At 49.5% G+C, this 26425-nt stretch carries 28 protein-coding genes; 14 read left to right on the forward strand and 14 right to left on the reverse strand.

Annotated elements, in window-relative coordinates:
• The first annotated feature begins 219 nt into the window (after positions 1-219).
• Positions 220-1089 (forward strand): aldo/keto reductase, encoded by an 870-nt coding sequence (locus tag AC534G_RS12485; protein ID WP_199981092.1) that lies wholly within the window; start codon positions 220-222, stop codon positions 1087-1089.
• An 85-nt stretch (positions 1090-1174) separates the two neighbouring features.
• Here the strand turns inward: AC534G_RS12485 and AC534G_RS12490 are convergent, their stop codons facing one another.
• On the reverse strand, positions 1175-1738 hold the full coding sequence (locus AC534G_RS12490; protein WP_110497968.1) for a MarR family winged helix-turn-helix transcriptional regulator: 564 nt from the start codon (positions 1736-1738) through the stop codon (positions 1175-1177).
• 116 nt (positions 1739-1854) lie between these two features.
• On the opposite strand from AC534G_RS12490, the gene AC534G_RS12495 reads away from it, so the two are divergent.
• Together AC534G_RS12495 and AC534G_RS12500 are read left to right on the forward strand one after the other, a co-directional pair.
• Positions 1855-2085, forward strand: coding sequence for a glutaredoxin family protein (locus tag AC534G_RS12495; RefSeq protein ID WP_038640854.1), 231 nt, complete (start codon positions 1855-1857; stop codon positions 2083-2085).
• Positions 2086-2151: 66 nt separating this feature from the next.
• Positions 2152-2421, forward strand: a complete 270-nt coding sequence (locus AC534G_RS12500; RefSeq protein WP_038640852.1) for a Rho-binding antiterminator — start codon at positions 2152-2154, stop codon at positions 2419-2421.
• A 26-nt stretch (positions 2422-2447) separates the two neighbouring features.
• Here the strand turns inward: AC534G_RS12500 and AC534G_RS12505 are convergent, their stop codons facing one another.
• A complete protein-coding gene (locus tag AC534G_RS12505) occupies positions 2448-3218 on the reverse strand; it encodes a DeoR/GlpR family DNA-binding transcription regulator (protein ID WP_110497970.1) in 771 nt (256 codons plus the stop codon).
• A gap of 117 nt (positions 3219-3335) precedes the next feature.
• Here AC534G_RS12505 and AC534G_RS12510 point away from each other — a divergent pair, with 117 nt between their 5' ends.
• The 3 genes from AC534G_RS12510 to AC534G_RS12520 all read left to right on the forward strand — a co-directional run bounded on the left by AC534G_RS12510 (position 3336) and on the right by AC534G_RS12520 (position 5602).
• Complete coding sequence (locus tag AC534G_RS12510; RefSeq protein WP_110497972.1) at positions 3336-3719, forward strand: VOC family protein; 384 nt, start codon at positions 3336-3338, stop codon at positions 3717-3719.
• A gap of 171 nt (positions 3720-3890) precedes the next feature.
• Positions 3891-4520, forward strand: coding sequence for a carboxymuconolactone decarboxylase family protein (locus tag AC534G_RS12515; protein ID WP_496594597.1), 630 nt, complete (start codon positions 3891-3893; stop codon positions 4518-4520).
• A 29-nt stretch (positions 4521-4549) separates the two neighbouring features.
• Complete coding sequence (locus tag AC534G_RS12520) at positions 4550-5602, forward strand: NAD(P)-dependent alcohol dehydrogenase (protein WP_110497974.1); 1053 nt, start codon at positions 4550-4552, stop codon at positions 5600-5602.
• Positions 5603-5640: 38 nt separating this feature from the next.
• Here the strand turns inward: AC534G_RS12520 and AC534G_RS12525 are convergent, their stop codons facing one another.
• Positions 5641-6672, reverse strand: a complete 1032-nt coding sequence (locus AC534G_RS12525) for a mechanosensitive ion channel family protein (RefSeq protein WP_110497976.1) — start codon at positions 6670-6672, stop codon at positions 5641-5643.
• A gap of 244 nt (positions 6673-6916) precedes the next feature.
• Here AC534G_RS12525 and AC534G_RS12530 point away from each other — a divergent pair, with 244 nt between their 5' ends.
• Positions 6917-7177: a DUF2534 family protein gene (locus AC534G_RS12530; protein ID WP_038640840.1), complete on the forward strand. Its 261-nt coding sequence runs from the start codon at positions 6917-6919 to the stop codon at positions 7175-7177.
• Positions 7178-7224: 47 nt separating this feature from the next.
• Here the strand turns inward: AC534G_RS12530 and uspE are convergent, their stop codons facing one another.
• The 3 genes from uspE to ogt all read right to left on the reverse strand — a co-directional run bounded on the left by uspE (position 7225) and on the right by ogt (position 9789).
• Positions 7225-8175 carry a universal stress protein UspE gene (gene uspE, locus AC534G_RS12535; RefSeq protein ID WP_038640838.1) on the reverse strand — a complete coding sequence of 317 codons (951 nt, stop codon included), beginning with the start codon at positions 8173-8175 and terminating at the stop codon, positions 7225-7227.
• A gap of 151 nt (positions 8176-8326) precedes the next feature.
• Complete coding sequence (gene fnr, locus AC534G_RS12540; RefSeq protein WP_003020397.1) at positions 8327-9079, reverse strand: fumarate/nitrate reduction transcriptional regulator Fnr; 753 nt, start codon at positions 9077-9079, stop codon at positions 8327-8329.
• Positions 9080-9273: 194 nt separating this feature from the next.
• Positions 9274-9789 (reverse strand): methylated-DNA--[protein]-cysteine S-methyltransferase, encoded by a 516-nt coding sequence (ogt, locus tag AC534G_RS12545; RefSeq protein WP_038640835.1) that lies wholly within the window; start codon positions 9787-9789, stop codon positions 9274-9276.
• 213 nt (positions 9790-10002) lie between these two features.
• On the opposite strand from ogt, the gene smrA reads away from it, so the two are divergent.
• Positions 10003-10566 carry a DNA endonuclease SmrA gene (gene smrA / locus AC534G_RS12550; RefSeq protein WP_038640833.1) on the forward strand — a complete coding sequence of 188 codons (564 nt, stop codon included), beginning with the start codon at positions 10003-10005 and terminating at the stop codon, positions 10564-10566.
• Between the two features lie 12 nt (positions 10567-10578).
• Here the strand turns inward: smrA and AC534G_RS12555 are convergent, their stop codons facing one another.
• Entirely contained in the window at positions 10579-11811 is a 1233-nt protein-coding gene (locus tag AC534G_RS12555) for a sensor domain-containing diguanylate cyclase (RefSeq protein WP_069324964.1), read from the reverse strand.
• Positions 11812-12523: 712 nt separating this feature from the next.
• Between AC534G_RS12555 and AC534G_RS12560 the strand changes: the two genes are divergently transcribed.
• The 4 genes from AC534G_RS12560 (at position 12524) to dbpA (ending at position 16630) form a co-directional block, all read left to right on the forward strand.
• Complete coding sequence (locus AC534G_RS12560) at positions 12524-13633, forward strand: methyl-accepting chemotaxis protein (RefSeq protein ID WP_110498824.1); 1110 nt, start codon at positions 12524-12526, stop codon at positions 13631-13633.
• Between the two features lie 154 nt (positions 13634-13787).
• On the forward strand, positions 13788-14771 hold the full coding sequence (zntB, locus tag AC534G_RS12565; RefSeq protein ID WP_038640826.1) for a zinc transporter ZntB: 984 nt from the start codon (positions 13788-13790) through the stop codon (positions 14769-14771).
• Between the two features lie 292 nt (positions 14772-15063).
• Positions 15064-15228, forward strand: a complete 165-nt coding sequence (gene ynaL / locus AC534G_RS12570) for a proline-rich small protein YnaL (protein ID WP_369708829.1) — start codon at positions 15064-15066, stop codon at positions 15226-15228.
• A gap of 28 nt (positions 15229-15256) precedes the next feature.
• Positions 15257-16630 carry an ATP-dependent RNA helicase DbpA gene (gene dbpA / locus AC534G_RS12575; protein ID WP_069324962.1) on the forward strand — a complete coding sequence of 458 codons (1374 nt, stop codon included), beginning with the start codon at positions 15257-15259 and terminating at the stop codon, positions 16628-16630.
• A 48-nt stretch (positions 16631-16678) separates the two neighbouring features.
• Here dbpA and ttcA read toward each other — a convergent pair whose 3' ends face one another.
• The 5 genes from ttcA to nifJ all read right to left on the reverse strand — a co-directional run bounded on the left by ttcA (position 16679) and on the right by nifJ (position 23732).
• Complete coding sequence (gene ttcA, locus AC534G_RS12580; RefSeq protein WP_110497980.1) at positions 16679-17614, reverse strand: tRNA 2-thiocytidine(32) synthetase TtcA; 936 nt, start codon at positions 17612-17614, stop codon at positions 16679-16681.
• A 197-nt stretch (positions 17615-17811) separates the two neighbouring features.
• On the reverse strand, positions 17812-18246 hold the full coding sequence (gene uspF, locus AC534G_RS12585; RefSeq protein ID WP_006684401.1) for a universal stress protein UspF: 435 nt from the start codon (positions 18244-18246) through the stop codon (positions 17812-17814).
• Between the two features lie 81 nt (positions 18247-18327).
• Positions 18328-18540: a KTSC domain-containing protein gene (locus AC534G_RS12590; protein ID WP_069324961.1), complete on the reverse strand. Its 213-nt coding sequence runs from the start codon at positions 18538-18540 to the stop codon at positions 18328-18330.
• A 146-nt stretch (positions 18541-18686) separates the two neighbouring features.
• Positions 18687-19841, reverse strand: a complete 1155-nt coding sequence (gene ompC / locus AC534G_RS12595) for a porin OmpC (protein WP_110497982.1) — start codon at positions 19839-19841, stop codon at positions 18687-18689.
• Between the two features lie 366 nt (positions 19842-20207).
• Positions 20208-23732 carry a pyruvate:ferredoxin (flavodoxin) oxidoreductase gene (gene nifJ / locus AC534G_RS12600; protein ID WP_110497984.1) on the reverse strand — a complete coding sequence of 1175 codons (3525 nt, stop codon included), beginning with the start codon at positions 23730-23732 and terminating at the stop codon, positions 20208-20210.
• A 274-nt stretch (positions 23733-24006) separates the two neighbouring features.
• On the opposite strand from nifJ, the gene AC534G_RS12605 reads away from it, so the two are divergent.
• Entirely contained in the window at positions 24007-24273 is a 267-nt protein-coding gene (locus AC534G_RS12605; protein ID WP_003833199.1) for a putative hemolysin, read from the forward strand.
• A 13-nt stretch (positions 24274-24286) separates the two neighbouring features.
• Here the strand turns inward: AC534G_RS12605 and hslJ are convergent, their stop codons facing one another.
• Together hslJ and AC534G_RS12615 are read right to left on the reverse strand one after the other, a co-directional pair.
• The gene (hslJ, locus tag AC534G_RS12610) at positions 24287-24706 is read right to left on the reverse strand and encodes a heat shock protein HslJ (RefSeq protein WP_110498825.1); all 420 of its coding nucleotides are present in this window, start codon (positions 24704-24706) and stop codon (positions 24287-24289) included.
• 112 nt (positions 24707-24818) lie between these two features.
• Complete coding sequence (locus AC534G_RS12615; RefSeq protein ID WP_038640813.1) at positions 24819-25808, reverse strand: 2-hydroxyacid dehydrogenase; 990 nt, start codon at positions 25806-25808, stop codon at positions 24819-24821.
• A gap of 246 nt (positions 25809-26054) precedes the next feature.
• On the opposite strand from AC534G_RS12615, the gene AC534G_RS12620 reads away from it, so the two are divergent.
• On the forward strand, positions 26055-26267 hold the full coding sequence (locus AC534G_RS12620; RefSeq protein ID WP_074458538.1) for a hypothetical protein: 213 nt from the start codon (positions 26055-26057) through the stop codon (positions 26265-26267).
• Positions 26268-26425 lie beyond the last annotated feature (158 nt).

Raw genomic sequence — 26425 nt, forward strand, 5'->3', positions numbered from 1 at the left:
GGAATAAACAACGGGGGCGCGCTCCACACGCAGCCAGTCCTGTCCTGATGCGTTATAGAGTCTGATATCGCAGCCTTTATCCTTTCTTACCCTCTTCTTTAACAGAACAACCTCATCTGTATTAATGAATGCCATGCATAGGTCAAATCAGAGATGACTGGGTAATCACGGCGGGGTTTCTGGCCTAAAATAGTGTTTTAACATGACAGGGGCTTGGCCGTGGAATACTCAGTACTAAGTAACAACTGCAGAATGCCGATGGTTGGTTTTGGCGTTTTTAAGGTCACCGATAAGGAAGAGTGTAAGCAGTCAGTTCTAAGCGCTATTCGCACCGGTTACCGCCTCATCGATACCGCAGCCGTATACAGCAATGAAGATGCCGTGGGTGAGGCGGTTCGTGCAGCCATTGCCGAAGGTCTGTGTACCCGCGAGGAGTTATTTATCACTTCTAAGCTGTGGGTCCAGGATATGGCCAACTACGATATGGCTAAAGCCGGTATTGAGGCGTCGCTGAAAAAATCGGGCCTGGAATATTTTGATCTTTATTTATTGCATCAGGCCATGGGCGATTATTTCAGCGCCTGGCGCGCTCTGGAAGAGGCTTATGAAGCCGGTAAACTGAAGGCCATTGGCGTCTCCAACTTCTATGCGCATGTGTTAGCTAACTTCTGTGAAACCGTCAGAATTCAGCCGATGGTGAACCAGGTCGAATTGCATCCTTACTTTGCGCAACCTGTAGCCATTGAAACGATGAAGCGCTACAACGTTCAGCCTGAAGCCTGGGCGCCGTTAGGCGGTGGGAGACATAAACCATATGAAGATGAAATGCTTCAGGGAATTGCGGGTGCCCACCAAAAAACCGTTGCTCAGGTTGTTCTGCGCTGGAACGTGCAGCGCGGCGTGACGGTGATTCCTAAATCCACCCGGCAGGAGCGTATTGCAGAGAATTTTGCCATCTGGGATTTCTCACTCACGGATAGTGAAATGGCGCAAATCAGCGCGCTGGATCTAGGCTATGTGGGTGAGGCGGTGAAGCATTTTAATCCTGAATTCGTTCGCGGCTGCCTTGGCGTTAAAATCCACGACTGACCGTGTTGAAAACGTCGCGAGCTTGTAAAACGGACAACTTTTTTGCCTGCGTTAAAATGGCTGGTGTGATTTTCCGCCAGCCATTTTAGGTTTCCGGGGGCTGGTGTTCACGGCAAATCAGCAACGAATCCTCTTCACTTAACACCTCTTTCGTCAGATTACAAAATCCCTGTCCACCCGTTTTTTGGTGGAATCGACAGCTATGGCAAAGACCAAAGCCAGGCACATTGTTGGTCCGCTGGATCCCACGTAACAGTTCAAATAGTAGCTCTTTAAGTACCGTCGCGCGTTCACCCATCGCCGTTTCACCCGCCACTAAAAACGTCGGCGGGAGCAGGGCATCCAGTAACGTACCGGCTGATTCAGTTAACTGTAAATGTACGCTGCGTTTATCGCGGGCATCCTGCTGGCGAACAATCAGTCCTTTGCTTTCCAGGAGCTTCAGCGATTGCGATACGGTGCCTTTGGTGAGACCGAGGTAGTCCGTTACGCCAAGCGGCGTATTGGAATAACGGTTGCAACGGGCCAGATACATTAACGCGCTGAGTTGTACCGGCTGCAGATCCGCCAGTAATGGATGTTGGCGAAACCACATCCGTGTCAGGCTGGAAAGCCTGTCCAGGACATCGAAAAGTGACATGTCGTGCATAACAACTTCCTCCTCGACATATAGTATCGATTAAAAACTATATTGACAAAGCATAAAAGTGGCGTAGCATAAATTATAGTATCGAATCGATACTATAATTTAAAAGGAGATCCATCATGACGAAAGCCCGTTTTTATCATGCCGGTTGCCCGGTTTGCGTTTCCGCAGAACAAGCGCTGCTTCAGCATCTGTCCTCTGATGTTGAAGTCGATGTTATTCATCTGGGAGAACAACCTGGCCGGGTTGCGGAAGCCGAACTGGCTGGCGTGAAGTCCGTTCCGGCGCTGGTGATCGACGGCAATGTGCTGCATATCAATTTTGGCGCCCCCATTGAAGCGCTGAAATAACCCGGTGCGTTCGGGAAGTGGCATAAGCAATTTCCCGAACATACGGAGCTGTAAGGAAGGGACGTTATGAATGCGACGGGAAAATACCATCCGATAGATTGCGATCTTCATGATTATCTGGAGGTCGCCTGCCTGTACCATTATTGGTTGCGTATTGAGCTAACCGATGGCACGTGTATGGATGCCAGAGCGTTGACCACCTGCACTACCAGAGATAAAGAAGAATTTCTGCTGGTGGAATGCCATGACAACCAACAAAAAATTCGTCTGGATCGTTTGTCTGCGATCGCTACGCTGACGGCCGGGGCGACGTTTAGCGTCGTGAGCTTTCGTTGAGTAACGACGCAACAAATTCGCTGCTGCTATACGGTATAAATACGAATGTCATGCGCCTGGAAAGCCGTGGCATACTCTTTGCTGATATTTTCCTCCACGACAATCACATCAATATTGCTGCTTTCGGTGACGACATAACGGGCGACGGCCGGGATCTTTTCCGCCGTCAGTGCGACGATAGTTTCATCGCACTGTTTGATTACCGCCTTTTTGAACTCGCAATCCGCATAATCAAATCCGGTTAAGCCGGATTCTGGCGACATCGCGCAGCCGCCAATAAAACCCTGATCGAATAAGATGTTCTGCACTTGTGCGGTGGCTGTGGCCCCCACACATCCTCCCGAGGATCTCTGCACCGCGCCGCCCAACATGATGACCTCAAACAGCGGTTTTTCCAGCAAAACGGCGGCAATCTCTGGTGAGTTGGTCACTACGGTTAATGCCAGTTCGGCGGGCAGAGCTTCAGCCATCGCTAAATTTGTGCTGCCCGTGTCGATAAAAATGCAGCTTCCGGATTTGACCAACCGGGCGCACCTCTGCGCGATACTGCTTTTTTTCGCCACATTAATGCTCTTGCGTACGGCGATGTCTTCGGATTCAGGAAGGGTAATGACCGCGCCGCCATAAACCTTTTTACACACGCCATCTTTACTCAGCTCATGCAGGTCGCGGCGGATCGTATGTTCAGAAACGCCTAACCGACTGGCGAGCTCGGAACAAATGACTCTGCCGTTTTCCTGCAAGATCTGATAGATAAGCGCCTGGCGCTGTTCCGGGAAAGCAGCATAATCGAGCATAAATACTCCAGTTAACTAAAAATATCGAGCAGAATCACGCATGATCGTGCATTATGATTAACGATGTCAACATTCTTGAGAACATACTGTTCGGAATATAACGAGAAGAGGTTCGCGATGAAGATTGCGCATATGGCTTTATGGACACAGGATCTCGAGCAGCAAGCGCGTTTCTGGGTCACGTTCTTTGACGGCAAGATTAACGAAAAATACTGCAGTAAAACCAACCCTGGATTTGAATCTTATTTTGTTCGTATTGGTGATGAGATTGCGATTGAAATAATGACCAAACCGGGCCTGACAAGATGGCAGCCAGACAATAACACCTGCGGATGGGGGCACCTTGCACTCTCTGTCGGCTGCGCGGCAAAAGTTGATGCCATCGCGAAACGCGCGCAGGAACAGGGGATTTTAACTTCTGCTCCACGAACTACCGGTGATGGCTATTACGAAGCGGTAATACGAGATCCTGATGGTAATTTCATTGAGATTGTCGCCTAAAGCTGTACAAATTTCCCTGCTGATAAATGGCATCGGTGGCTGATTATTGATGAATATTGTTCATAGGTTCGTTCTTATTTAACCCTCTAATCATCGGTGCATTGGGTCTCTATAATTTTACTGTTTCAGTACCCACCAGCAGTACGCTGGCGTTATTTTGGAGAATCAAACATGCAACATCAACTGGATGCCAGACAGCAGGCAATCATACCTATTGCCGCGTTCACCGCTACAGGTCAGAGTGAAAAACTGGATGCAGCATTAAATGCCGGGCTGGATGCGGGACTCACCCTCAATGAAGCGAAGGAAATTCTGCAACAGCTCTATGCTTACTGCGGTTTCCCCCGCAGCCTGAACGGACTTGCTTGTTTAATGTCCGTGGTTAAAAACCGTAGAGAAAGAGGAATTACCGACCCAGAGGGAAATCCGGCCACGCCGCCGACGGAGGGCTGGGACAGTTTCCATGCGGGGAGTTGCACCCAGACCCAGCTCGTCGGACATCCGGTCAGTGGGCCGCTGTTCGATTTTGCGCCTGCCATTGATGTCTGGCTAAAGGCACATTTATTTGGCGATATTTTTCAGCGTGATGTCCTCAACTGGAAGATGCGGGAGCTGGCGACGATTTCTGCGTTAGCGGTATTAGGCGGTGTGGACAGTCAACTGAAGAGCCATTTTGCTATCTGTCTGAATATCGGCATTACCACTGACCAACTCATTGAATTTATTGCAATACTCGAACAGCATTGTGGTAGTGAGATAGCAACTAATGCCCGCGCGGTTGTTGATGAATGTTGCGGTTAAGGTAATACCTAATCCCTGAGGAAATCTTAATGGTCATGAACGTGAAGGGTTATGCCGCTCTGGCGGTGAAAGAAGATCTGGTTCCACACAGCTTTGTTCGTCGCGATCCGCGCGAAGATGACGTGGTTATTGATATCTTATACAGCGGAGTTTGTCACTCAGATATCCACAATGCCTATAATGACTGGGGCGGGGCTAAGTATCCGATGGTGCCGGGACACGAAATCATTGGCCGTGTGGTGCATGTCGGGAAGTCGGTGACCAAATTTGCCGTAGGCGATCTCGTCGGGGTTGGCTGCATGGTTGACTCATGCCAGCACTGTAGCGCCTGCGAACAGGGGCTAGAGCAATATTGCGAAGAGGGTAACACGCTCACGTATAACGATATCGATCGTCATGATGGCCTGCCTACCTTCGGGGGCTATTCCGACAAGATTGTCGTTACCGAAAAGTTTGTTGTGAAGGTTCCGGAAGGGATAGATTTACGCGGCGCGGCGCCGCTGCTTTGTGCCGGGATCACCACATGGTCGCCGCTGCGTCACTGGCAGGTTGGAGAGGGCAGTAAAGTCGCGGTTGTTGGGTTGGGCGGCCTCGGGCATATGGCCATCAAACTCGCTAACGCATTGGGGGCTGAAGTTACGCTGTTCACGCGTTCGCCAGATAAAGAAGCAGATGCCAGACGTCTGGGTGCCAGTCACGTTGTGCTTTCCACTGACCCTGAGCAGATGAAGGCCGCCGGTAATCAGTTTGATCTGATTATTGATACTGTTCCGTATGTCCACGACCTGAATCCCTATATCCCAACGTTGGCGCTAAGCGGTACGCTGGTGCTGGTTGGCTATCTGGGCGCATTGGATCCTTTCCTGAATACGATTCCACTGATTCTCGGGCGGAAATCCGTCGCGGGTTCGGTTATCGGCGGGATTGCAGAAACGCAGGAAATGTTAGATTTTTGCGGCCAGCACGGTATTACAGCCGATGTCGAAGTGATCAATATTCAGGATATTAATAGCGCCTGGCAGCGGATGTTGAAAAGCGATGTGAAATACCGCTTTGTGATTGATATTGCCTCGCTGAAATAACGCTAAAAAAGACGCGGATTTCCGCGTCTTTACGTTTGTTAGTGTCTCGATGGCGATACTTCAGGATTATCCATATACAGCGTCTGGCTGGGGAAGGCGAAGTCGGCGCCGTTTGTCTGGACTATCGAAATAATTTTCAAATAAACGTCCTGTTGTACCGCAAGCCATTCCTGCCATACGGTAGTTTTCGTGAAGCAGTACACCATGATATTTAACGATGAATCAGCAAATTCATTGAAATAGACCAGTAGAGTTTGTTTCTGGTCTATCCCCGGATGATTTTGCAGCATTTGTCTGACCGCCTCGACAACTGCCCCAATTTTATCGGTATCTTCATATCGCAATCCGATCACCGTTTTGATTCTTCTGTTGGTCATACGCCCTGGATTTTCTACGCTGATTGAGGAGAAAATCGAGTTTGGGACGTACAATGGGCGATGATCGAAGGTGTTTATTTTGGTCATTCGCCAGCCAATTTCTGTCACTGTGCCTTCAATATTACGGTCCGGGGAACGGATCCAGTCACCGATGCTAAACGGTCTGTCGAAATAGAGCATAATGCCGGAGAAAAAATTGCTCAGAATGTCTTTACCTGCCATACCTACAGCGATACCACCGATGCCGCCAAAGGTTAGCAGACCCGATAAGCTCATGCCGAAATGTTCGCCATACAGCAAAATGATGGCGACCACGATGGTAATCTTAATGATCCGCGACAGGATCCTCGCGCTGGTAATATCTCTGCCTTTATTAATCTGCGTCTTTTCAAACTGATTAATCACCAGAAAAAGTTTGATTGTCAGAATCAGCGCAATTAACGAGGTGCAGATGAAATCGACTACGCTGGGAGAGATAAATTTCAGGTTGTAACTCTCGATCACGTTATTGGCAATACTGCCGAAGGTTCCAATGATAATGGCATAGACGAAAAATTGTGCCGCATGAAATATGAACCCTTTGCAACGTCTTTCACCACGATGAAACCAAACGCTCATCAGCACCAGTGCGGTAAAGCAACTGAGAATTACCGTCAAATTAAACGCATTATTCATAAACAGTTCAGCGATCATGATCCTTCCTGGCAGCTTCGTGGTTGCTAAATATCATCTGACATCCCGCTCATCGGATATTTTACGCAGTTTTGGCGCTCAGATCATTAATCAAAGGGCGAGAGAAATAATGCAATCAGCGCTATTTTCAGCGCAATCACGCAGGCGTCACTGATGAAGGGGCGTTATGTAGCAGACAGTAAGCTGATGTCATGGTATTGTTAGCGCAAAGTAACAAGATTTTCATCTGCAAAAGGACAGTACTATGATCATGGCTAAGCTGAAGACAGCGAAGGGACGAAAGTTTTTGTTGTGCCTGCTTGGAGTGTTTATTATCGCAGCGTCGGTAGTCACGCGAGCGACGATCGGCGGCGTTATTGAACAGTATGACATTCCGCTATCCGACTGGACCGCCTCAATGTATGCCATTCAATCTGCAATGATTTGTGTCTACAGCATGGTGTTTACCATTCTGCTTGCCATTCCGCTGGGCATCTATTTTCTTGGTGGCGACGAGAAACACTAAATGTTTATCATGCCGGATGAATATCCATCCGGCATTGTATGGTGCGGTTAGTCGTCTTCGTCGTCATCCAGTTCCACTGGCGTCTGATACTGATCCGGCTTGATAACCAGCAGGTCACAGCGTAGATGATCGATAACCTGCTCAGCAGTATTACCGAGGAACGCGGCAGAGATACCGGTACGTCCGACGGTGCCCAGCACCACGATGCCCGCCTGTAAGTGTTCGGCTAAATCAGGAATAACCTCTTCAGGCAATCCTTTTTCAACGTGCGTTACTTTCTCATCGATACTGAATTTCTGGCGTAATGCCTTCATTGCCAGCAGATGCTGTCCACGGATCGCATCGTTATATACGCTGGGATCAAATTCAGGGAGTTCAATCGCAATGTTGATAGGTGTAACAGGGTAGGCGCCAACCAGATGCACTTCGGTATGGTTAACCTGTTCCGCCAGTTGCAGCGTTTCTTTGACCAGCTTTTCATTAAGCGCGTTGTGATAGGCCTCTTCACTGGCGAGGTTCACCGCAACCAGCGCTTTACCGCCTTCAGGCCACGGCTGGTCTTTAACCATCCACACCGGGCTTGGGCATTTACGCAACAAATGCCAGTCGGTCGGGGTGAAAATTACGGCTTCCAGACGGTCGTGTTGGTGCGCCATTTTTAGCACCAGGTCATGCCTGGCGCTAATGACTTCCTGGATGATGGCTTCAAAGGGACGGTTGTGCCAGACCACTTTGATCTCAATAGGGATCCCTGCTTCGATGTAGTATTTCGCTTGTTCACGAATCCACGCTGTTCGCTGGCTGATGACACCCTGACGCATTGCCGTACGCTCATCGGGCGACAGCAGGGTAGTCATCTCATAGGAAAAGTCATAGATCGGCAAAAAGGCTTTAATTTTGCCACCAATCCGTTGATGCAAATAAACAGCTCGCCGTAATGCTGGTTGATCGTCCTGGTTAGGGTCGATGACGACCAGCATATTTTTATACATAGCCATACAGGGTCTCCTTACAACTGTCATCGCAGTTTGTAATTAAAAGAGTAACCCAATAATGTGGATTGAAACAGGGGAGAACCTCCTGCCAGATCAATAAATCGGGAAAATTTAGTGATTTGACAGAAGGATAACAGAGATACTTGCAGAACGATTACGCAACGTTACGCGTGTGGCCAGCAAGAACTGCCAGCGCATCGCTATTCTCAATAGTGATGTATTTGCCTTTTACCGCCAGCATACCGCTTTTCTGGAAACGCCCCAGCAGGCGGCTAATAGTTTCAACCGTCAGACCGAGGTAGTTCCCGATGTCGCCACGAGTCATGGTCAGACGGAATTCACGAGGCGAGAATCCACGCTGGGCGAAGCGGCGGGACAAATTGTAAATAAAGGCCGCCAGGCGCTCTTCAGCGTTTTTCTTCGACAACAGCAGGATCATGTCCTGGTCGCCTTTGATTTCGCCACTCATCAGACGCATCATCTGTTGACGCAGATTCGGCATTTTGCCGGACAGGTCATCCAGAGTTTCGAAAGGAATCTCACATACCATTGAGGTTTCCAGAGCCTGGGCAAAGCTCGGGTGATGACCGCTGCCAATCGCGTCAAAACCTACCAGGTCACCTGCCAGATGGAAACCGGTGATTTGCTCATCGCCTTGCTCGGTAATGGTATAGCTTTTAATCGTTCCGGAGCGGATAGCATAGAGTGATTTAAGTTCATCACCTGCTTTAAAGAGCGTCTGCCCCTTTTGGATAGGCTTTTTGCGCTCGATGATGTTATCGAGCTGGTCAAGCTCATGCTCGTTAAGTGTGAACGGGATGCAAAGCTGGCTGATACTGCAATCCTGGCAATGGATAGCACAACCGCCAGACTGAATGCGCCGTATAATTCGCTTTTCCGGGATCATAGGTCTGCTCAAGCCGTAATTGATATTTGTCAATTTTAACATCTTTTTGGTGAGCACGTAAGCCTGAGCTACTCCCAATAGAGAATAATTCAGGCATAACTGGGTTGAATGTTTGTATCTACCTGATTAACCGTACTTTATTTAAGGCTGTATTATGTGGAAGTGTGATGAATAAGGCATTAATTGCCTGGATTCTAGAGTAGTAAATAGCCTTCATGACGCAATAGCCACTCTTTTCGCTGCACACCGCCGGCATATCCAGTCATAGTACCGTTACGCCCAATGACGCGATGACAAGGCACGACAATACTTACCGGGTTTGACCCATTCGCCGCTCCGACGGCTCTGGCAGCGCCAGGGCGTCCCAGTTGTTCGGCCAGTTGACCATAATGCATGACTTGTCCACAGGGAATGGTACGTAACGCTTGCCAGACTTCACGCTGGAAGGGGGTACCCGCGGTGGCGGTTTCCAGTGTGTCAATAATGCTAAGGTTGCCGGCAAAATATTCAGCCAGCTTATCACTCAATCCACCAGGGTTTTTGGCAGCGATACGCTGATAACCTTCAGCGCGGTAATGAATGTCCAGCAACTGCACCATACGATCGCTGTGTTGATCCCATTCGACCGCGCGCAGACGAAATTGCTCATCGCAAATGATCCACAGCGGGCCCAGCGGAGTGGCGATGGTGTCTTCCAGTAAGTTCAGCATCCGTTTCTCTCATTGCAACATTACAGGCAAGATGACACATTATCACGCCAGTTATCGTCGCAGCTATACCTCTAAAATGGATATCCGTTTGTTGGAAGTAGATCGCTTCCACTGCGTGAACCTGGTGAATTATTGGAAATAATCGTAAACCGTTGTCGGTATAATAGTGCACGGTTATGATAAGACCCGTCGCAATACGCTGGAGGATGAAACATGAACCTTGATGACGCATCGTTGTTTCTTGACGCGATGGGGGATGTTCAACCGCTGAAAAGCCGCACCGAGGTGCACTGGCAGCCTACACGCAATCTCCGCGCTCCGGCTCGTATTGATACGCTGCAATTGGATAATTTTCTCTCAACGGGTTTTCTCGATATTGTCCCGTTGAGCGTACCATTGGAGTTTCGCCGCGAAGGTTTGCAGCACGGTGTGACTGACAAACTACGAACCGGTAAATATCCGCAGCAGGCGAGTCTCAATCTCGTCCGTCAGCCCGTTGAAACCTGCCGTCAGATGCTCTTCAGTTTTATTCTGCAGGCGCAGCAAGAAGGATTGCGTAACGTGTTGGTGATACACGGCAAGGGGCGCGACGATAATTCTCATGCCAACATTGTTCGCAGCTATGTTGCGCGTTGGCTGACGGAATTTGAAGATGTACAAGCCTACTGCGCCGCACTGCCGCATCACGGCGGCAGCGGAGCATGCTATGTGGCATTACGTAAAACTGCGCAGGCAAAACAGGAGAACTGGGAGCGTCACGCTAAGCGCAGTCGCTGACCGACATAAACATCAGGCGGCCAGTACCCGGTTCCGCCCTTCGTTTTTGGCTTTGTACAGCGCGTCGTCAACGCGTTTGAATAGCTCATCGATACTTTCATTGGTTTCGTGCCGCGCAACGCCAATGCTGACGGTAAAGCGGGGAAGGCCAGGAAGCGTCACCTTGGCCACCGCCGCGCGTATTACTTCTGCGAGATTAAGGGCAACCTCCAGTGAGGTTCGCGGCAGAAGGAGTACAAACTCTTCACCTCCCCAGCGAAAAATCAGGTCGTCCTTTCTTGCGCAGGACTCCAGCGTTCGTGCCAGAGCGCAAAGCACATCGTCACCTCTTAAATGACCGAAGAGATCGTTAATGCTTTTAAAGCGATCGGTGTCGATTAACAGCAGGCTGTAGTCCTGCGTCAATGACATTGCGTGCGTCTGTTGTGGTTCGGTTACCTGATAAAAATGTCGGCGGTTCAGTAATCCGGTCAGGGCGTCACGCAGGGCCGCTTGTTCGAGTTCCTGCTCCAGCCTTTTTTGTTCGGTAATGTCATGAATGATGCACAGCATGAGCTTATTGCCGTAGATTTCGATCGGTCCGGCATAAGTTTGTACGTGACGTAAGGAACCATCAGCAAGCTTATGAACAAAATGCAAGGGCTTATGGCCGCCGGGCAGATGGGCGATTTCATGCATCACCGGTAGGATATGACGGCCCAACATGTTGATTTCCCATGTATGTTTCTGGCACATCACATCATGGCTGTAACCATAAAAATTCAGTGCGCTGAGATTCGCATCGACGATCAAACCATCGCGAGACGGATCGATAAGTAACATCGGCGCCGCATTGGTCTGGAAGAAGCGCGCGTAAAATCCCTGCTTGTTTCGCTGATAGTTCGCAGAACGACTGGCTTTCAATCCCTGCGCGGTCGGTGTTTCAATGCCTTCGAAAATAATGATGTCCCCCATATCCGGGAGCGACTTAATGGACAGGCGACTGGCCATCGCGATTTCCTCACCGTTGCGATAAACCGTGAGAATTTCCACAATAGGGTGATGATTTTTCAAGTCACTGAGATACATGGTTAAATCATTTTGGGCATATGTTGAGAATATGCCTTTTCGCAGTGTAGCAAAACAGGAATCCTGCATTAGCTCCCGTGCAACGGTATTAGCGAACACAAGTTCTTCGGTATGTGGTGAAACAATCCACACCGGAAGAGTTAATAAGTCCAGTGAGTGCAGCGCGGTTATACTCATCGATAATCCCGTTATCTTATCTGCTGTGTTGCCCATTTAATGGCGAATGTTTTTATATTACCGTCTCATAATGTTATTGATTGTCGGTGAGACAAGGGGGTACAACTGGCTTTAGTCTGATGTTGTTATCAGTTAATGCTACAGGCTATGCCAATAATAGTAGACACTATTTTGGTATTTTTACTGTAATCGCTAAAATCTTTGGCAAATAGACTTTCAATTTTTAATGTCAGTGCCGGACGTGATTTAATCATCAATATATTTGAATGAATGGCGCTGGAATCATCAACAAAAATGGTGATCCCATACACACTGTCGCGCCACCAGATATCCGCCAGAAGGTAGATCAACGTCGGTCAGAGATCGCCACCTTGCTGTACTCATGCTTTTACAATGTGTATTAGTTAGAACATGAAAATATTGATATTAATGCGGTAATGCTTATATAAGCATTCATGTTAATTATAATTCTGTACATTTTGTATTCTCTGTGTGCTCACCATCACAATAATCTGATAACAAGCCTGGTAATCATTTTTGGTAGAACAAACCACCAGATTAAGGCAAATAATCAGCATCATTCTGTGATTTAAGTAAAAGGGCTGCTGACTCTTATTGAATATTCGCCTTTCGTATCAGGGTAATGGCAATTTGCATGGCAGGTGCTATAAAAAATAATATTCACCTCATTTTCTTGGTAAACAGGGCTAAAATGTTAAATAATATTAGCGTCAGGACTTTTATTGTTTTATTTCTGGTAATAACAGCAGTGGCTCTTAATGTGGTGGAGATAATACTTGCAGCCGGTATTGATGTTATTATTGGCAGCAATTTGGTAAGCATTATTTCTCTATTATGTCTGTGGTGGTACATGACCAAATATCTGGTGATGCCGATTAATACGGTTAAAAGAAGTATTGAAGAGGTTACGTCCGGAAATCTGGCGATTAGCATTCCAGAATTTGGTAATAACTGCGCGGGTAGACTTATACCAGGCATCAATAGCTTATCAAGTAATATTTCAACACTTGTGAATGAGATCAGGATATCCTCACAAACGGCAATGGCGCTCTCAGAACAGCTTGCAGAACGCAGCGCTGAGCTTTCAGTGAAAACAGAACAGCAATCCGGAGCATTAATGCAGACGGCTGCCAACATGGATGAGATCGCGGTGAATACGCGAAATAATGCTGATAACACGCAAATAGCCAGCGCCCAGGCGACAATTGCTACGCAGTGCGCCCGACAGGGAGGAGAACTAATGGTGCAGGTAGCGGCAAATATGCGTTCAATTACCGAATGCGCGGAGCAGATGACCGAAATTATTACGCTGATAGATGGTATCGCATTCCAGACAAATATTCTGGCATTGAATGCAGCGGTGGAAGCGGCGAGGGCCGGGGAGCATGGAAAAGGGTTTTCCGTGGTGGCTGGTGAAGTAAGGAAGCTGGCGCACCGCAGCGCAGATGCAGCTAAAAATATTAAACAGCTGATTGCCCAAACTCATCAAAATGTTCAGCAAGGCGCAGCTATCGTATGCGAAGCAGAAAAAAATATGCAGGATATCGTCGGGGGCGCCGGACAATTAAACCAGTTGATGGGCGAGATATTAACGACTACCCAGGAGCAGGAGAAAGGGATTATCAGGATCACTCATGCTCTGGCCGAACTGGAGAACGTAACCCAAAGTAATGCCGCCATGGTGGATGAGCTTTCTGATTCCTCGGGCATCCTGAAAAACCAGGTGATTGATCTCCAGTCCCGAACCCATCAATTTCGCTTAAGTAAAACACTTGAACCTGCAATACGCCAGCGAGCATAACAGGATCTCTCACCACAAGCGTCGCATTCGTCGGCGCTTTTTCTGTTATCAGAGACTTTTATGAATCATTTCAGCGCAATGGGACAATGAGATATTGCTTAACCTATTCTGACGGCTAGACTATCGAAAAAAGCTTAATGTTTGTGGAGGCGCTGTGGAAGCCATTAAGGGAACGGATGTTAATGTGCCGGATGCCGTGTTTGCCTGGCTGCTGGATGGCCGTGGCGGGGTGAAAACGCTGGAAAATAACGATGTTATCGACGCTCAGCATCCCTGCTGGCTGCATCTTAATTATACCCATTCTGAAAGTGCGCAATGGCTGGCGACCACGCCTCTGCTTCCTAATAATGTGCGTGATGCGCTGGCGGGTGAAAGTACGCGCCCACGTGTAAGCAGAGTCGGGGAAGGTACGTTGATCACGCTGCGTTGTATTAATGGCAGCACCGACGAGCGACCTGACCAACTGGTCGCTATGCGCTTGTATATGGATGAACGTCTGATTGTCTCAACGCGCCAGCGCAAAGTACTGGCACTGGATGATGTGGTCAGCGATCTCCAGGAAGGTACAGGGCCGGCTGACTGCGGTAGCTGGCTGGTGGATGTCTGCGATGCGTTAACCGATCATGCCAGCGAGTTTATCGAGCAACTGCACGACAAGATTATAGACCTGGAAGATAACCTGCTCGATCAGCAAATCCCCCCGCGCGGATTCCTGGCATTACTGCGCAAGCAACTGATTGTGATGCGCCGCTATATGGCGCCTCAGCGCGATGTCTATGCGCGCCTGGCGAGTGAGCGTTTAGCCTGGATGACCGACGATCATCGGCGACGGATGCAGGATATCGCCGACAGGTTGGGAAGAGGGCTGGATGAGATAGACGCCTGTATCGCCCGGACCGGTATCATGGCGGACGAAATTGCGCAGGTTATGCAGGAGTCTCTGGCGCGCCGAACCTATACAATGTCCTTGATGGCGATGGTTTTCCTACCCAGTACATTTTTAACCGGACTGTTTGGCGTTAACCTCGGTGGTATCCCCGGCGGCGGCTGGCAGTTTGGTTTCTCATTTTTCTGTATTCTGTTAGTGGTCCTGATTGGTGGTGTTACTTTATGGTTGCATCGTAGTAAATGGTTGTAACAACAACATTTTTTAGTGGCTTTTACGCATGAAAACGGCCAGGTTTTTGAGCGAAGTCAATAAACCATCTACCTATTCGGGGCAATATCTCACTCGCAGGTGAATGCAACGTCAAGCGATGGGCGTTGCGCTCCATATTGTCTTACTTCCTTTTTTGAATTACTGCATAGCACAATTGATTCGTACGACGCCGACTTAGATTAGTCGGCTTTTTTTTGCCTGCAGAAAATCAGCGTCTACCCTAAAAGAGTCAACCTGATGACTGGAGGGCTATATGACCTGTCTGATTGCAATGCTACAGTGGCAAGTACCAAACGCTGATTCGCTACCCACCGACCCGGTTCCTGTTCCCGATCCGCTACCTCGTCCGCAGCCGATGCCGGATCCGCCACCAGATGAGGAGCCGATTAAATTGTCGCATCGCGGGCGCAGATCTGCGAGGATACGCGCCTGCTGAATGTGAGTTTTTACCGCGAGATTAAATTGTGACCGCTTTTTCAACCCTGAATGTTTTACCTGCCGCCCAACTCGAGAACCTCAACGAGCTGGGCTACCTTGAAATGACGCCTGTCCAGGCTGCTGCGTTACCGGCAATCCTGGCGGGGAGGGATGTTCGCGTGCAGGCTAAAACCGGCAGTGGCAAAACGGCTGCTTTTGGTCTGGGGTTGTTGCAGCATATTGATGCCGCGCTGTTTCAGACGCAGTCTCTGGTGCTGTGCCCAACGCGTGAGCTTGCCGACCAGGTGGCAGGGGAACTGCGTCGTTTAGCGCGCTTTCTGCCCAATACCAAGATCTTAACCCTGTGCGGCGGCCAGCCCTTTGGCGCACAGCGTGACTCCCTGCAACATGCGCCACATATTATTGTCGCCACGCCGGGGCGTTTACTTGACCACCTGCAAAAAGGCACCGTTTCTCTGGAGGCGCTGAATACGCTGGTGATGGATGAAGCCGACCGTATGCTGGATATGGGGTTTAGCGACGCGATTGATGAGGTGATCCGCTTTGCGCCTGCATCACGTCAGACCTTGCTTTTTTCTGCGACCTGGCCGGAGGCGATTGCCGCCATCAGCGGCCGGGTACAGAAAGATCCGCTAACGATCGAAATTGATACGGTTGATGCGCTGCCAGCCATTGAACAGCAGTTTTTTGAAACGTCCAGCCACGGCAAAATTCCGTTGCTGCAAAAATTGCTCAGCCAGCACCAGCCTGCATCCTGTGTGGTTTTTTGTAATACCAAAAAAGATTGTCAGGCCGTATGCGATGCACTGAATGCGGCGGGGCAAAGCGCACTCTCATTGCATGGCGATCTTGAACAGCGCGATCGCGATCAGACGCTGGTACGTTTTGCTAACGGCAGCGCACGTGTACTGGTCGCTACCGATGTGGCCGCGCGTGGCCTGGATATCAAGTCGCTGGAACTGGTGGTTAATTTCGAACTGGCGTGGGATCCGGAAGTTCATGTCCATCGTATTGGCCGTACCGCTCGCGCTGGCAACAGCGGTCTGGCGATTAGCTTCTGCGCGCCGGAAGAAGCGCAACGTGCCAATATCCTGGCTGAAATGCTGCAGCTAAAACTGAACTGGTTGCCTGCGCCGGGCAATGGTTCAATTCTGCCGCTAAACGCTGAGATGGCCACGTTATGCATTGATGGCGGTAAAAAGGCTAAAATGCGTCCCGGCGATGTTCTGGGCGCTCTGACCGGTGATATTGGTCTGGCTGGCGCTGATATCGGCAAAATCGCCGTCCATCCGGCGCATGTTTACGTCGCTGTTCGCCAGACTGTGGCGCATAAGGCATGGAAACAATTGCAAAACGGTAAGATTAAAGGCAAGACCTGCCGCGTTCGTTTATTGAAATAAATGCGCGTCGGAGCGCCTGATGGCGCTCCGCTTATCTGGCATGATAAGTTACTTCACTTCCACCACGTTCAGGCGCAGCTCATCCAGTTGAGCATCATCCTCTTCTGGCTGCCAGCCCGCGGGTTGCAGCGGGATCTCTTCGCGGTCAAACGCTAAATCACCACCGTCCACCACCTCTGAACCGTGTTTAATGCCTTTAAAATCGAACAGATTGATATCACTCAAATGAGAAGGCACAACGTTCTGCATTGCGCTGAACATGGTTTCAATGCGGCCTGGATAGCGTTTGTCCCAGTCGCGCAGCATATCAGCGATGACCTGACGTTGCAGATTAGGCTGGGAGCCGCACAGGTTACACGGAATAATTGGGAAACCTTTCGCTTCGGAGAAACGCTCAATATCTTTCTCACGGCAGTAGGCCAGTGGACGGATCACGATGTGCTTACCGTCATCGCTCATCAGCTTCGGCGGCATACCTTTCATTTTCCCGCCGTAGAACATGTTTAAAAACAGCGTTTGCAGGATGTCATCACGATGGTGGCCGAGCGCAATCTTGGTGGCGCCTAACTCGGTTGCCGTGCGGTACAGAATGCCGCGACGCAGGCGAGAGCAGAGCGAGCAGGTCGTTTTGCCTTCAGGAATTTTATCTTTGACGATCCCGTAGGTGTTTTCTTCGACGATTTTATACTCAACACCCAACTGTTGCAGATACTCCGGCAGAATATGCTCGGGGAAGCCGGGTTGTTTCTGATCGAGATTAACCGCAACTAAGGAAAAACTGATCGGGGCGCTTTGCTGCAAATTACGCAGGATCTCCAGCATGGTATAGCTGTCTTTCCCTCCGGAAAGGCACACCATAATGCGATCGCCGTCTTCGATCATATTGAAGTCGGCAATCGCTTCGCCCACGTTGCGACGCAGACGTTTTTGCAATTTGTTCAGGTTGTATTGTTCTTTCTTGCTAATATCTTGATTTTGCGACATTTAATAGAGGCTCAATTCATAGTGTGGCATCAGAAGAGTATGCATCACGCCGGATAGTCCGGCAAAAGAAGTCTGATATAAAAACCGTGGCGTGTATGGTACGGATAAGCGGGAAAAATGTCAGCACATTTAGGACAGGAATCGAGGGGTATGAAGGGGAAAACAAAAAGCCCGCCACGATGTGCGGGCCAGACAGCTTAGCGGACAACCAGAACTGAACACTCAGCATGACGCACCACGGCCGCGGCGTTAGAGCCCAGCAGGTAAGTGGTGATGTCAGGTCGGTGAGAAGCGATAATGACCATATCAGCCGGTAATTTTTTAGCCATCTCCAGAATTTTATCTTTCGGCGCACCTTCCGCGACATGAACGTGTACTCTGTCCGTTGGGATATTGAACTTCTTGATAATCTCTTCCAGTTGAGATTTCGCTTCGGCTTTCAGATCGTCCATGGCCGGCAACTCTGCCGAGTAGGCCAGTCCCAGGGAAGCGTAATAGGGCAGTGACGGAATAACGGTCAAAAAATGGACCTGCGCATCGTCAATTTTTGCTTCTGCTTCAACATGGGCAATAACGCGTTGAGTTAATTCTGAGTCTGAAATATCGATGGGTACAAGAATCGTTCTGTTCATAAAACCTCCTGTTTAAGTATCCATCTAAAGCTTACCGCGTAATGGCACTTTATGTACAATGACAAAGATCACATTTTGGCATCACTTTATTTTGATTTCAGGGAATTTTCCTTTTATTACCCCATCATAAAATCGACCTTTAGAGACTACGCTCAGGAAATCACGAAAAATACGGGCAGGCACATGCTGGTATTGCAGCGTAGACAATTGATGAAAGCGAATTTCAAGCGTGCAGGAGGATTCGTCATAACCGACGGATGCAATACGGGATGATTTTACAGGGTGATGATTCATTGCAGGTATCCTCTACTACAGGTCTTTATGCAATATATCATCTATCAGGGATGTGTTTTGAAGCAACAGATATAATGTTTTGATCTGGATAAAACAGAATTGCGATAACAGAAAGAAAACCCGCCGTTGCCGGCGGGCTGACAAAATTAGAACTGGTAAACCATACCCAGAGCTACAGTGTCATCGGTAGAGATGTCATTGCGAGTGTAGAAGCTGTCGTCTTCGTCCAGCAGGTTGATTTTGTAATCAACGTAGGTGGAGAAGTTTTTGTTGAAGAAGTAAGTCGCACCTACAGAAGCATATTTAACCAGATCTTTATCGCCAGTAGTTCCTGCAGGGCTTGCAGCATTACCAGGCATATTCAGGTCTTTACCCTTAGACATCAGGAAAGACACTTCCGGACGCAGACCAAAATCGAACTGGTATTGCGCAGTAACTTCGAAGTTCTGAGTTTTGTTGGCAATAGTATTATCACTACCGTCAGAGCCGCCATACGGAGTCATATTACGGGTTTCGGAGTACATGGTTGCCAGATAGATGTTGTTTGCATCGTATTTCAGGCCAGCAGTCCACGCATCAGCTTTATCGCCACCAGCGGTAGAATGGTTCACCTGCTCGTTGGTACGGTCAGAAGAGGTATAGGCAGCACCGAAGCTTACGCCCATGCCCAGATCGTAGGTAGAGGAGATACCGAAGCCGTCACCGTTGGAGTTCTTAATATTACGGTCGCCACCGTTATTGGTGCCTTCCTGCTCGTTGGTAACCTGATTTTCGTTAGCACCCTGGTACTGCAGTGCAACGTTCAGACCGTCAACCAGACCAAAGAAGTCGGTGTTACGGTAGGTCGCTACGCCGTTAGCACGACCGGTCATGAAGTTATCCGCTTTGGTGTAGGAGTCACCACCGAATTCTGGCAGCATATCGGTCCAGGCTTCCACATCGTACAGTACGCCGTAGTTACGACCGTAGTCGAATGAGCCGTAGTCACCAACTTTAATACCCGCGAACGCCAGACGAGTCCAGGAGTTACCTTTATCGTTTTCGGTAGTGTTAGCCTGAACCTGATATTCCCACTGGCCATAGCCGGTGATCATATCGTTAACCTGGGTTTCGCCTTTGAAGCCCATACGCATATAAGTCTGATCGCCATCGCTGTTCGCGTCGTCAGAGAAGTAATGCAGGCCGTCTACTTTGCCATAGAGATCTAATTTGTTGCCGTCTTTATTATAAACTTCAGCAGCGTGAGCCGCGCCTGCAGCCAGCAGGGCAGGAATTACGAGAGCCAGTACTTTTCTGTTCATTGAAATAATCCTTTAGTTTTTTTATTAACCTGTGACTACCCATGTAGGGAGTAAAAGCATGCTAAAGGAGAAGTTCCGTAAACAGATAAATATGAATTGTTACGTCTTAAGTAAAACCTTAAATAAATAATTCTACAGAAACAGTGATAATTATTATGAATGTATGGATTTAATATATATAAAATAAAAATTATACAAGTGAATTTTGTTGAGCTATTCTGCGCGTGTTATATGCCTTTATTGTCACGTTTTATTTTTTCGTTGTCGTATTGATAGCCAATATTAATTAGCCAGCGAATAAATTGACAAGCCCGAACAACTGTTCGGGCTTTTTTTTCGTTCCACTTTAATAGTGATCTAAACGTATTACTCGGTTCCGCTCTTTTCCGCTTTACCTGCCAGTTGCGCCAGGAAATCGTAGCGTTTTTGCAGATCGGCTGTTGCATCTTTCCACAGCTGTTCAGCGACTTCTGGCTGTTGGGCATTTAAGCGGCGGAAGCGTTGCTCGTTAAGTAAAGTTTCAGCCAAAGCATCTGACGGCGGGCGAGAATCCAGCGCCAGCGGCAGTTTACCTTCGTCAGCACGACGCGGATCAAAGCGATACAGCGGCCAGAACCCGGTTGCCGTGAGCTGACGCATCTGATCGTGGCTCAACGCGAGGTCATAACCATGTTCCTCACAAGGGCTATACGCGATAATCAGCGACGGCCCCGGATAGGATTCCGCTTCCTGGATAGCTTTCACCGTCTGGTTCAACTGGGCGCCCAGGGAAATCTGCGCGACATAAACATGCCCGTACATCATCATACTGACGCCAAGATCTTTACGAGCCTTACGTTTGCCGTGCTCCCCAAATTTAGTGACGGCCCCAAGAGGCGTGGCTTTTGACGCTTGCCCACCCGTGTTGGAGTAACACTGGGTATCCAGCACCAGAATATTGACGTTCTCGGTCAGGCTAAGAACGTGATCCAACCCGCCGAAGCCAATATCGTAGGCCCAGCCATCGCCGCCAATCAGCCAGATGGATTTCTCAACCAGCGCGTCGGCATCGGTTAACAACTGCTGTGCGCCTTCGACATCTTTCAGATGCTCGCGCAGGGCCGCGACTTGCTCACGACGGACCTCCGGCGTGGCTTCTGCGTGCAAAGCGTCATTGAGTTCAGCCGGGATGTTATCGGCAAACTGCTCCAGCAGACGCATAACGCGCGCCCGGTGTTGATCCACCGTCAGACGGAAGCCCAGACCAAACTCGGCGTTATCTTCAAACAGCGAGTTTGCCCATGCTGGCCCACGCCCATTGGCATCGGTGGTGTATGGCGTTGAGGGTAGGTTACCGCCATAAATTGATGAACACCCGGTGGCATTCGCAATCAACATGTGGTCACCGTACAACTGCGTAAGCAGTTTGATATACGGCGTTTCACCACAGCCTGAGCAGGCGCCGGAATATTCAAATAGCGGTGTAATCAATTGCGAGGTGCGAATATCAATACGTTCCAGTTTGGTGCGATCAATCTCCGGCAGATCGAGGAAGAAGTCATAGTTAACTTTTTCTTCTTCGACATGCTCAAGGCGCGACATCATATTGATGGCTTTGATCTCAGGATTTTGGCGATCTTTCGCCGGGCACACTTCGACGCACAGATTACAACCGGTGCAATCTTCAGGCGCAACCTGCAGGACATATTTCTGGCCGCGCATATCGCGTGATTTCACATCCAGAGAATGCAGGCTGGCAGGGGCGTTTTCCATCGCTTCTGGGGAAACCACCTTGGCGCGGATAGCCGAGTGCGGGCAGGCGGCAACGCAGTGGTTACATTGCGTACACAGCTCTTCTTTCCAGATTGGGATCGCTTCGGCGATATTGCGTTTTTCCCAACGCGTAGTCCCCATTGGCCAGGTACCGTCCGGCGGTAGCGCGGAAACGGGCAGCGCATCGCCCAGACCGGCGAGCATTGCTGCGGTGACGGTTTTCACGAAGTCTGGTGCGGCATCAGAAACCACCGGTGGGCGGTTGGCGCTATGCGGATCAACAGGCTGCAGGGCCACTTCGGCGACGGATTCACGCGCCAGAGCCAGCGCCTGCCAGTTACGTTCGACCAGATCCTGGCCTTTACTGCTGTAGCTTTTCGCAATCGCCCCCTGCAACTCTGCCAGCGCGCTGTCGCCTGGTAAAATTTGCGTCAGGTGGAAGAACGCCATTTGCATCACGGTGTTTATACGCGCCGCCAAACCACACTCACGGGCGATTTTAGCCGCATTAATCACGTAGAAACGGGCTTTCTTCTGATTCAGCACCGCCTGAACTTCCTGCGGCAGACGCGCCCAGACTTCATCCACACTGTATGGGGTATTAAGCAGGAATATACCGCCAGGTTTCAGGCGTTCGGCCATCTGGTACTTATCGATAAATTGCAACTGGTGACAGCCGACAAAATCGGCTTGTGAAACCAGATACGCTGAACGAATGGGGTGCTCACTGACGCGCAGGTGGGAGACGGTCAGGCCGCCTGCTTTTTTCGAGTCATACACGAAATAACCCTGCGCATACCATGGCGTAGAGTTACCGATAATCTTGATATTGTTTTTGGTGGCCGACACGCTGCCATCGCTACCCAGGCCGTAAAACAGCGCTTCGAGCTTAGCGGTGCCGGGCAGGGTGTTTTCCGGCAACGGCAATGACAGATTGGTGACATCATCATAGATACCGACCGTGAAGCGTGGTTTAGGTTTCGTGCTATTCAACTCATTAAAGACCGCCATGACGCAGTCGGGGCCAAACTCTTTGGACGAAAGACCATAGCGTCCGCCAATCACACGCGGTAAGGTTTCTCGTTCGCCACAGTTAAAAGCTTCCGCCAGCGCGGTCATGACATCCAGATATAATGGTTCTGCCTGCGCGCCGGGTTCTTTGGTGCGATCCAGAACGGCGATGCTGCGCGCGCTTTCCGGCAGCGCGCGCAGTAAATGTTTGGCGGAGAAGGGGCGGAACAGACGGACTTTCAGCACACCAACTTTCTCGCCGTGCGCCATCAGCTCTTCGACAACTTCTTCACTGGTGCCAATCGCCGAGCCCATTAAAATAATGACGCGTTCTGCCTGCGGATGACCGTAATATTCAAATGGCTGGTACTGGCGGCCCGTGGCTGCGGCGAAGTCGTTCATCGCCTGTTCTACGTGATCGTAAACCGCGTTGTACCATGGGTTTGTCGCTTCGCGTGACTGGAAGTAGGTGTCCGGATTCGCTGATGTACCGCGGATAACCGGATGCTCTGGATTTAGTGCCCGAGCGCGGTGAGCATCGATCTCCGCCTGAGGCATCAGCCCGAGGATGGTGTTATCAGCCAGCGGCACAATTTTATTGATTTCATGAGATGTACGGAATCCATCAAAGAAATGAATAAACGGAACCCGGCTTTTCAGGGTCGCCATTTGTGAAATCAGCGCAAAATCCTGCGCTTCCTGCACGCTACTGGCGCACAGCATCGCGCACCCTGTTTGGCGTACAGCCATCACGTCGGAATGATCGCCAAAAATCGATAACGCGTGCGTGGCAATAGTTCGCGCTGCAACGTGCAGTACAAACGGGGTCAACTGACCGGCCAGTTTGTACAGCGTTGGGATCATCAACAGCAAACCCTGTGATGAGGTAAACGACGTAGAGAGCGCACCGGTCTGCAACGCGCCGTGAACGGTCGCAATCGCACCGCCTTCCGACTGCATTTCTACGACGCGAGGGATATCTCCCCACACGTTTTTAAGCCCGTTTCCGGCCCAGGCATCCGCCTGTTCCGCCATCGTCGAACTGGGCGTAATCGGGTAGATGGCGATAACCTCGCTGGTACGAAATGCGACCGAAGCAACCGCACCATTACCGTCAATTGTTTGCATACTGACACCCTTACATTGCGCAAAAAGAGGGACTCGCGAAAGCGTTGCGAGTCCTGTAATTATCCTTCTATTTTAGCAAAAGCCATTCAGGCGCATTTTCGCTTTTGTGTCCCTGGAATTATGAGAATGTATGGTTTGATCAAAGGAGCAGCCAAAAAATTGCCAAAAAATGTAAACAGCGCGCATAAATGCGTGGTTTGCCTCTCGACGGCGGTGTCTCTGCTGCCTATTATTTATGGCTGTGTCGTTTGGTTAATCTTCAGAGGGGAGTAAGATGCGCGCAGCGTTTTGGGTAGGGTGTGCCGCGTTATTATTATCGGCGTGTAGCAGTGAACCTGTTCAGCAGGCAACGGCAGCACATGTCGCACCGGGCATGAAGGCAGCAATGTCCAGTTCTGGAGAAGCAAATTGCGCCATGATTGGTGGTTCGCTCTCCGTTGCGCGTCAGCTGGATGGCTCAGCCATCGGGATGTGCGCGCTACCCAACGGCAAACGCTGTAGTGAGCAGTCGCTTGCCGCCGGAAGCTGTGGAAGCTATTGAGCCTGCGCGTTCATTACATTAAATCCGCAAGTTTATACGTCAGCGTTTGTTCTGCTGTCGCCAGTGTCAACTGGTCAGCAGTCAAATCTACCTGTACGCCTTGCTTAAACATTTCGCTGACGATACCGTCGAGCGCGTTAAGCTGTGGATCGGCGCACATCATACGGGTCATCGCCATATCTTTCACCTTCAACTCGCCGTCGGACAACTTGCCCTGACCGTGGAATTGATTACACATCTTTCCCGATACCGTCATGTTTTCGCCAAAACTCAATTCGGGTGGGTTATTGGCGACGGTAACGGCTTTACCATTCACGCTCTGCAAAACGAAACGGTGATGCTGTAACTGGTCGCGATTGACGGAAACGTTTCCATTACTCACACAGCCAGCCATCAGCGTGCTGAGGGCAATCAACGTGACAACTTTCTTCATTAACATTCTCTAATTTCGTGACCGGAATACATTCAATATGATAATGATACTGACTGTTTTATCATCGGCAATTGTCTGAAAATGCCCCCCTTAAATCAGGGGAGCACAGGGATTAAAAGAGGGCGTTTGGACAGGTTTCGCCTTTGGAGATTTGTTCCAGATTTTGCAGTGTCGTTTCAGAAATGCTGGTCAACGCTTCGGCGGTCAGAAACGCCTGATGCCCGGTAAATAGCACGTTATGGCAGGCTGACAGGCGACGGAACACATCATCCTGAATCACATCATTGGATTTATCTTCAAAGAACAGATCGCGTTCGTTTTCATACACATCCATACCCAGAGAACCAATTTTCTGGTTTTTCAGGGCATCGATAGCCGCCTGTGAATCGATCAGCGCTCCGCGACTGGTGTTAATAATCATCACACCGTTTTTCATTTGCTCAAAGGCTTCCTGATTGAGCAGATGATAATTTTCCGGCGTTAACGGACAGTGCAGGGAGATAACGTCGGACTCAGCAAACAGCGTTTTAAGATCGACATATTCCACGCCTAATTCCAGAGCAGCGGCGCTTGGGTAGGGATCGAACGCCAGCAGGCGCATACCAAAACCTTTCAGGATCCGCAGCGCAGCAATACCGATTTTACCGGTACCAATCACCCCGGCCGTTTTGCCATACATGGTAAAGCCGGTCAGCCCTTCAAGAGAGAAGTTGGCATCACGGGTACGTTGATACGCGCGATGAATACGGCGGTTCAGGGTCATCATCATGCCAATCGCATGCTCTGCGACGGCTTCAGGCGAATAGGCCGGGACGCGTACCACCTGCAGACCCAGCTCTTTTGCTGCGTCGAGATCGACGTTATTGAACCCGGCGCAGCGCAGGGCGATATATTTCACACCCAGCTTTTTGAGTTCTTCCAGAACCGGTCGGCTGCCATCGTCGTTGACGAAGATGCATACAGCTTCGCAACCATGGGCTGTTTTAGCTGTTTTCTCCGTCAACAGAAAGTCAAAAAATTCAAGTTCAAAACCAAAAGCCTCGTTAACCTGCTGCAGATACTTTTTGTCGTACTGTTTTGTACTATAGATGGCGAGTTTCATAAGACTTTCTCCAGTGATTTTGACGTCACATTAATCCAATTAAAATTATTTTACAAAATTTAAAAAGTTATTGATAGCCATAGAAGTAATGAATGTTTAAAGCGTATCTTTTGTTAGTGTGGGCAGGTTACGCGATTTCAACAACTGGATATTTTCCATTCGCTGAGCAGGTAGTGTGGGTAAAAAGCCAGGTGATTCACATCCAGACAGCTACGCTTATACAGGTAGCAGATATCGGGAGGAGTTATGCTAACTCACTCTGAAGCAAAACGATGGGCCACCTTAATGCTTAAGGCGGCTTTATGCGATGGAATGAAACCTGAAGAAATTTCCCGCCAGGTGCATCTTGTCTGTGATCATCATGGCAAGGAGTGTCTTGAAGAACTTATAGAAGAAATACTGATAGAGGCTGGTCGGATAGGACCTAAACATAGCGATGGACAACTGAACCATCATTGAGTCCGAATCCACGCGCTACTGTGTTGGAATCATTCCTGACGGCATGTGTAACAGCGTGCCACATAGCGCTGTTATCTGTCCTTAATGTGGGCATATGCAGTTAAACATGCCACAATACAGGCCTAAACCGGCTTAAATTTTGCTAATTCAGGATATTA

Source organism: Citrobacter sp. CRE-46, assembly GCF_059615875.1.